A 6,794-nucleotide genomic window follows, 5' to 3' on the forward strand; every position below is an offset into this window, starting at 1 on the left:
AGACACGGCGTCGGCCTCCACGACTAATTCAACTTTCGGGGCTCCATCACACGGCCCGCACGCCCGCTGTCTACGCTTCGCAGCCACGGTTACCCGTGAACCACGCAAGACTCGCTTCCGGCTGGCGGCCCTACCTTGGCCGGTCGGGACTCTCACCCGCGGGTTGCTATCGAAGGTTTCAGTTCATCTTCCTCCTTCGCCAGGCTTTTCCTGGCGCACGTCCCGTTTGAATGGGACAGGTGCGTGCCGCCATGGGCGAGAAACGTAGCCCCGACGTTCACCCGTTCAAGGTGCAATCAGTTCATCCTGCACAATGTACGTCCGCCCGGACGTGCTCAGCTAATGACGCCGGCGCTTCGGAGCGCATTTATCAAAAGCTCCGTCGGGCTCACCCCGTTCGCTTTCGCCTGCTCCTCGACCTTCGCCATGATGTCCGCTGGGAGGCGGTTTTCCAGGATCCGCTGGACGTACTCCCGCACGGAGACATCGAGTTCGAGTGCTTCACGTTTGAGCTGCAATCGGAGCGCAGCCGGAACGTCCACCTTCAAAGCCCGAACGTCTTGTCCCTCGGATCGCTTGGAAGTAGCCATTTCGCCGGCTCGGCAGGACTGCGCGCACCGTCATCGACCATTCGACCGGGCGTTCCTCCGAACGGGAGTACATGTTGTGCGGCCTCGCGGCCAAGGGGAGTGGCGGAATGCGGCTATGCAGGCGGGGCGGATCCGCCCATCATGCCCCTATTCGCCCGCAGCGCGGCGATCGTCAGGTTGAGCGCCGTACGATGGAGCTCCTGGAAGACGCGCTCGGCTTCCTCGTCGGTCAAGGCGTACCCGCGGAACATCTTGCGTCCCTCGGCGTTGATCGCGCGATCCTCGACGTACACGCACCCATCGCTCCCGAGCGCAATGGTCTGGAGGCACGCCCACCGGAGCAGCCTGCGCGTGCCATGTTGCGCCCGTTCCTTAGCGGTCAGTGCGTAACCAACGAACACGCGTCGACCGGGAGGCGGGTCGTCCTCGACGTTCACGTAAATTATCCCATCGCTCGCGAGCACAAGCTCGGTTTGCAGCGTCTCCATCGTCGATCTCCCTGCAGTCACAACGGGATCCGGAGCTGCACCCGCTCCGGGCGCCGTGAGGTTTCCTCGCTCGTTGACGTAAGCGTCACGATGCCGCTCCGTTGCAGCCGAAGCAGCGCGGGCACGAGCGCTCCTGAATACGAAAGCTCGGGAACGCGGTCACGCAAACGTGCGACGGAGACGAACCCGTCGGCGTCGGTACGCATCCTCGAAAGAGCAAAATGAACGAGCCCCTCGGCGTATGCGTCGTACCCGAGCTTACGGAGCGCCCGCGCGTAGTGTACGATGTAGATTGCCGCGTCCTGGTAGGCCGCGTCGACGCGCATGAGCTCGAGCAGGAGCAACTCGCCGCGCTCGTCATGGCCGGCGACGCCTGCGGAGACGCGGGTCGCCCTTGCCGATCGCGGAGGCGGCAGCGGGGGAAGGCGATCAGAAAGGCGCGCCTTACGGAATCGCTCGCGGACACGCAAAACCACGGCGTCCACGAACGCTCGAGCACGGCTCCACGCAGAGGGCCGATCCACGATCGTGTCGCGCGGCGGCTCGGAATGCGCCACGCTTATGCGCGTCCCGCTCTGCGGCGGAAGTGCCGAGCGGTCCATCACCGTCGTTGCTGCTTCGTCGTCCACGTCCTGTGACGCATTCATGGTTCCTCCGTGGGCGTCGCCGATCCGAGGCGGCGGCGAATCGAGGGCGTGCGCGTGGAAAGGGGCGCCTCGATTCGCCGCCGCCTGAGATCGGCGACAAACGACCCCCAGGAGAGGGCGATGGGAACGCTCGCCCAGAGAACCGTGCCCCATCGCCCCCTTCTGCGGGTCGTTTGCTGGCAGGCTGGTCCGTTACTGCGGTTTTAGATCGCCATGGCGCACGGCGTTCGCATCGACCACCTGACCGAGCGACCGTTCCACATACGGCCGAGCTCGTGGAGGCGGGCGCGGAGCCGCCGCTGGCTTTTGCGTCGGAATCGGAGGAAGCGTAAGCGACTCTGTCCGCTCGACGCGTTCGCACCTTTCGACAGAAGGCGCGATGGGGTCTTCGTGAACCGCGCCGGCGGCCACCGTCTGCGCATATGCCCCATCGGGATCGTGCGGCATCGCGCAGGGCGCATCACTTGGCGTGGCCCCGAGAAATGCTGCCGCCGCGGCGACACCACCGAGGAAGCGCATCGGAGAACGGGTGAGAGACGCCGCCACGCGCGCCCGCGCCACGGAGACTGCCGCGCGCGCCTCGCGCGCGAACATGGCGAACAGCACGAGCGGGAAAGCCGCGACCCGCGTGCGCCGGCGCCTGGACGGGGGCTTGTCGTTCTCCACGAACGCGCGCGCATCGCTCAGCGCGCCGTGGAACTGCGAAACGACCGTCGTGTAAGCGACGCCGCGTTCCTGGGCAATCTGGGAGAGCGGCTTTTCGTGCAAGAAATGCTGTTCCAGCAGATCCCGCTGCTCTGGGCTCAATGTGTCGATCGCCGACTGCGCGGATAGGATATCATCATAACTGCGCGGCTCCACCTCCGGAACCATGAGCTGCTCGAGATCCTCGGGCGCCATGGGCTCCTCGCGGTACTTGCGCCGGTGGCTCAGCACGAGCAGTCGGACGATTCTGCATAACCACGCCAAACACCCGCCCTCGTCTTCTGGTTCTGGCCAGTTCGATTTCTCTTTGCCATACGCCACGACGAACGCATTATGGACGACGTCCTCGACATGATGCTCATCCCCAACGCCTCGTCGCGCGACGTCCGCCATCGCCGTTCTGTATCGGCGGAGCCGCTCGACGGGCACCCCGGGGGCGTCTGCCGGTGCATCCGTGCTTGCCGTGGCGTCGTCGCCGGGCGGGGTGTCCACCGGACTGTCAGGTCCTTCGATGCGCGAGGTGCCCACAACCGTAAATGTCGCCAGCAGGAGCGATCTACGAAAAAAATCTGCAGCGCCCTCAAGATGTTCAGCGATGTTGCCGATCGTGTGTCCCGGACAACGGTTGTTCGGGCGAAGAAGGGCGGTTGGTCCGGAGTGTCTGTGGCGGTGGTTGCGGGGCTGGCGCTTTCACCATCGAAATCGTTTGCGGGTGAGATGCTGCACCACCGGCTGGACTTCGAGGCAGATCGGTCGCTCCCCGCGGCGTGCAACCAGCCGGGCGACTTCCGTACCGCGCTGACGAGCTGGGTGCGTCCGAGCGTGCTCGACCCAGCGGCGGCTCGTGTGCTCGAGGTGCGCGTAAAGCGGCTCCCCGACGGCGGCAAGTCAGCGAAGGTGACGATCAAGAGCTCGACCGGGGAAGCGCTCGGGGAGGCCGGGCACGACTACTCCCCGACGACGGAGTGCTTCAAGATCCTGTTCTGGTCGGCGTTCGATGCGGCGACGCTCATGGGCGCCTTCGTGCCGCCAGAGCCGCCGCCGCCCGCGCCCCCGGCTGCCGTGCCGGAGCCGAAGCCGTGCCCGGTCTGCGAGACGCCGAAGCCTCCGCCACCGGCCCCCTCCCCGTCGCCGGTTGCGGTGCCGAGGCGCTACTTCGTGGGGCTGGGTCCGGCTGCCACGTACAACCTCGCGCCGGAGGCGGCGATCGGCCCGCAGTTCCTCGTTGGGCGTCGATGGGGAGCGTTCGTCGCCGAGCTCTATCTTCGGTGGATGCCGCTCTGGAGGACGCGTCCGGTTGGCCTCACGGAGGTCCAGGTGCACGTGACCTCGGCGACCGCCGCGGGCTGCCTCCGGCGTGGGCCCGTGATGGCGTGCGGGCTGCTGGCGACAGGCGCGATTCAGGCGACAGCACTGAACGCAACGCACGCAGACAGTGGGCTGAGCGGTTTCCTCGGTGCTGGCCTGCGCGGAGCCGTTGCGGCGCCCATCTTCGGGCCACTGTCCCTGCGTCTGGATCTCGAAGGGGTGTGGAACATCCTCCCCCCGACGATCGTGGCCCGTCGTCCGGAGTTCTGGCGGCCCTTCCCGGTCAGCCTTGGCGTCGGCTCGTCGATCGTGTGGGCGCTCCCGTAGCCCTAGCTCGTGGCCGCGGCGCAGCACACGGTCGCCGCGTTCGCGAGGACGAGGTCGCCCACGACCTCACCTCCGCTCGGCATACACGTGCCCTTCGTGTAGTTCAGCAAGTCGGCCGTCTTCCCGCTCAACGGGGCGCCTGGCATGACGTCGTGGCAGGGCGCGATCATGCCCGCGGAGACTTCGCCCCCGGCCTTGGCCTCGGAACATGCTGGAGCACCAAACACGGCCGCGTACACGGCGCACGTCCCGCCCGTCGGCGGTCCGCATGAACACGCCGAACATTCGCGGTTGTCCTGGATGTCTCCGTAGAGCAGGTGCCTCTCGCTACCCCACCCCTCGGGACACGGATGCTCTCCCTCGCGAAGGATACACGAGGAGTAGTCCTCCCCCGCCGGACCGCAGACCTTCCCCGCCTGCTCGGTGCAGCTCGGCCACGGTTTGTCGCTCATGCACGCCCGGCCGATAGGGGTGAGTGGCCCGCCATTCCATGCCTTCGGGAGGGGCTGCTCCGGATCGCCGTCCGCGTGTGGCTTGCAGGGTAGCTCCTCGATCACCGGCGGAGAGATCGTGATGGAACGGACGCACGGTACCCCGCCACAGAGCGTCGAGGCGGGGATCGCCTTGTCCTGGTTGCAGGTGCCGTCCCAGTTTGTCGGGGCGTCGAAGTTTGTCTTGACACCGCCCCCAGGATTGTCGCAGCCGGCGGAACTGACGGTCCACGTCTCCGGCAACCTGCACTTGCCCTCGGGGGCCTCGCATGTGCACGCGCCGCAGGACGGAGGAGGCGGCGCAGGGAGCCCCTCGAACGCGAGGATCGGCGTTTCTACCGGGCACGGCGGCGGCTCGCGCCAGTCCGAGAAGAAGGCGACCAGCTTCCATCCGTCGGGCGCTGGCGAGACACACGCACCGCCCGTGCAGAGTGAGGACATGCCGCCATCTGCGCCCCCGTCCGAACATTTGGGCGGCAGCGGCTGCGGGCCATCACACGCGTTCGGGCAGTCCCAGGGGATGGGTTTGGGCTTGTATACCCCGGATGCTCAGGGTCCGGGCAAAACTCAGGCAGAGGGCAAGGGCAGCACTCGTCCGGGACCTCCGGTGGACAGTTAGAGCCGATGTTGGCACCTCCGCACGCGAACGGCCCTAGCGCCGCTGCCGCGAAACCGGCCGCGATCACGATGCCCACGCGTATCGCCGCACGCATGCGCAGGATGCTACCGCCGCGGTCGCGCTCGTTCCAACTCCGACGCGGCATCCTATCGGCTCCCCATCGCGTTCGTGGGGGTTGCCATGGGAGATGACGGCATCGGTCGTGGCCCCGGGGGTTTGGCCTTCGGCACCACGCTCCGCGGCGGGGCGGATGACGGCCCGACGGATGGCACGGCGCTCACGCTCGCGGTTGGCTCGGGTGCCTTGCCGAGTTTCGCGCAGCTCCACGCGCCGACGAGGAGGTACTCGCGCTGGCACTGCACGGTCTTCATCCCTGCGGGCGTCGATAATTGGAGCGTGTGCCCCCAAGGAGTTCGCTCCCACATCGTGTACTGTGCTTCGCAAGTCGCCGGTTGACCCTGACAGGTAGTTTGGTTCGCCAGACGATCCACCTCGATCGAGGAGGCAAAGACATTGACGACGCACATCACCGCGACGCCGATGGAGAGTGCGGTGAGGATGAAGTTGAACAGGGAGCGGACAAACGTCCCGGAAGCAGACGTGCCGCGTGGCTGAGCCGTGGATCGAGCTTCTGCCATGAGGGAACACGGTACACGGGCAAACCGTGGGTGGGAAGAGACAAACTTCGCGGGCTGCCCGACAAACCGGACGACTGTCCATTCGTGCCCGATCGCGCCGTGGTCACCGCGGATGTGCATGACGCCGAGCATCCGCCCGAGAGCCAGCGGGCCATTCCGCGGACGCGAACTCTGGCGGGGGATCTCCCCCGAGCTGATGCCGCTTGCTGACGTGAGGGGCGGCCCATCGAAACCCAGGCAATTCACGTGCTTCATCGTTCATCGGCTGGGGGACTAGTGTCCTGAGTTAGAAGAACGCGAACATTTTTTGGACGATCCCCTCCCTCAACACATGGAGGTGAGTGGGAAGATGCGACTTCGAACTGGCCGCCCACTCGAACCTCTGGTCCTGACTGCTGAAGAACGCGAGACTTTGGGGCGCTGGGCACGCCGGCCCAAGTCTCCGCAGGCGCTGGCGGACCGTGCCCGCATCGTGCTGGACTGCGCGGAGGGCAAGAGCAACGGCGAGATCGCCGCGTCGAACGGCGTCTCGCGACAAACGGTGAGCAAGTGGCGAGGTCGGTTTCTTCGGCATCGCCTGCAGGGATTGAGCGATGCGCCTCGGTCCGGGGCTCCTCGCACGATCACGGATGAGCAGGTCGAGCGCGTCGTGACCAGGACGCTCGAGACGAAGCCGCATAACGCGACCCATTGGTCGACGCGCTCGATGGCCAATGCGCTTGGGATGAGCCAGACGGCGATCGCCAGAATTTGGCGGGCCTTCGGGCTACAGCCGCACCGTAGCGAGACGTTCAAGCTTTCGACCGACCCACACTTCGTTGAGAAGGTCCGCGATGTCGTCGGCCTGTATATGAGCCCGCCGGAGCACGCGCTCGTGCTGTCGGTCGACGAAAAGTCGCAGATCCAGGCGCTCGATCGGACACAGCCGCTCCTGCCGATGCGGCCAGGCCAGGCGGAGCGTCGCACCTACGATTACAAGCG

General features: G+C 66.4%; 7 protein-coding genes. 2 read left to right on the forward strand and 5 right to left on the reverse strand.

Features of this window, described 5'->3' with window-relative positions:
* Positions 1 to 335: 335 nt before the first annotated feature.
* The 4 genes from QHF85_RS42570 to QHF85_RS42585 all read right to left on the reverse strand — a co-directional run bounded on the left by QHF85_RS42570 (position 336) and on the right by QHF85_RS42585 (position 2,823).
* On the reverse strand, positions 336 to 590 hold the full coding sequence (locus QHF85_RS42570) for a hypothetical protein (RefSeq protein ID WP_281333199.1): 255 nt from the start codon (positions 588 to 590) through the stop codon (positions 336 to 338).
* A 113-nt stretch (positions 591 to 703) separates the two neighbouring features.
* Positions 704 to 1,078, reverse strand: coding sequence for a hypothetical protein (locus tag QHF85_RS42575; RefSeq protein ID WP_281333200.1), 375 nt, complete (start codon positions 1,076 to 1,078; stop codon positions 704 to 706).
* Positions 1,079 to 1,095: 17 nt separating this feature from the next.
* Entirely contained in the window at positions 1,096 to 1,725 is a 630-nt protein-coding gene (locus QHF85_RS42580) for a hypothetical protein (protein WP_281333201.1), read from the reverse strand.
* Positions 1,726 to 1,917: 192 nt separating this feature from the next.
* Entirely contained in the window at positions 1,918 to 2,823 is a 906-nt protein-coding gene (locus tag QHF85_RS42585) for a sigma-70 family RNA polymerase sigma factor (RefSeq protein WP_281333202.1), read from the reverse strand.
* Between QHF85_RS42585 and QHF85_RS42590 the strand changes: the two genes are divergently transcribed.
* Positions 2,764 to 4,065 (forward strand): hypothetical protein, encoded by a 1,302-nt coding sequence (locus QHF85_RS42590; protein WP_281333205.1) that lies wholly within the window; start codon positions 2,764 to 2,766, stop codon positions 4,063 to 4,065. The genes QHF85_RS42585 and QHF85_RS42590 overlap by 60 nt on opposite strands.
* A gap of 2 nt (positions 4,066 to 4,067) precedes the next feature.
* On the opposite strand, the gene QHF85_RS42595 is transcribed toward QHF85_RS42590, so the two are convergent.
* Positions 4,068 to 4,997 (reverse strand): hypothetical protein, encoded by a 930-nt coding sequence (locus QHF85_RS42595; RefSeq protein ID WP_281333203.1) that lies wholly within the window; start codon positions 4,995 to 4,997, stop codon positions 4,068 to 4,070.
* A gap of 1,165 nt (positions 4,998 to 6,162) precedes the next feature.
* Here QHF85_RS42595 and QHF85_RS42600 point away from each other — a divergent pair.
* Positions 6,163 to 6,794: IS630 family transposase (locus QHF85_RS42600; protein ID WP_281333204.1), on the forward strand; the 632-nt coding region annotated here is incomplete at its 3' end.

Origin of the sequence: Polyangium sp. 6x1, assembly GCF_029946515.1 — a bacterium.
Taxonomy (GTDB): Bacteria; Myxococcota_A; Polyangia; order Polyangiales; family Polyangiaceae; genus Polyangium.

Bases quoted from the DNA above. Each gene is read 5' to 3' on its own strand.
- QHF85_RS42570 (WP_281333199.1), bottom strand. From the start codon at position 590: ATGGCTACTTCCAAGCGATCCGAGGGACAAGACGTTCGGGCTTTGAAG.
- QHF85_RS42575 (WP_281333200.1), bottom strand. From the start codon at position 1,078: ATGGAGACGCTGCAAACCGAGCTTGTGCTCGCGAGCGATGGGATAATT.
- QHF85_RS42580 (WP_281333201.1), bottom strand. From the start codon at position 1,725: ATGAATGCGTCACAGGACGTGGACGACGAAGCAGCAACGACGGTGATG.
- QHF85_RS42590 (WP_281333205.1), top strand. From the start codon at position 2,764: ATGGACGACGTCCTCGACATGATGCTCATCCCCAACGCCTCGTCGCGC.
- QHF85_RS42585 (WP_281333202.1), bottom strand. From the start codon at position 2,823: ATGGCGGACGTCGCGCGACGAGGCGTTGGGGATGAGCATCATGTCGAG.
- QHF85_RS42595 (WP_281333203.1), bottom strand. From the start codon at position 4,997: ATGTCCTCACTCTGCACGGGCGGTGCGTGTGTCTCGCCAGCGCCCGAC.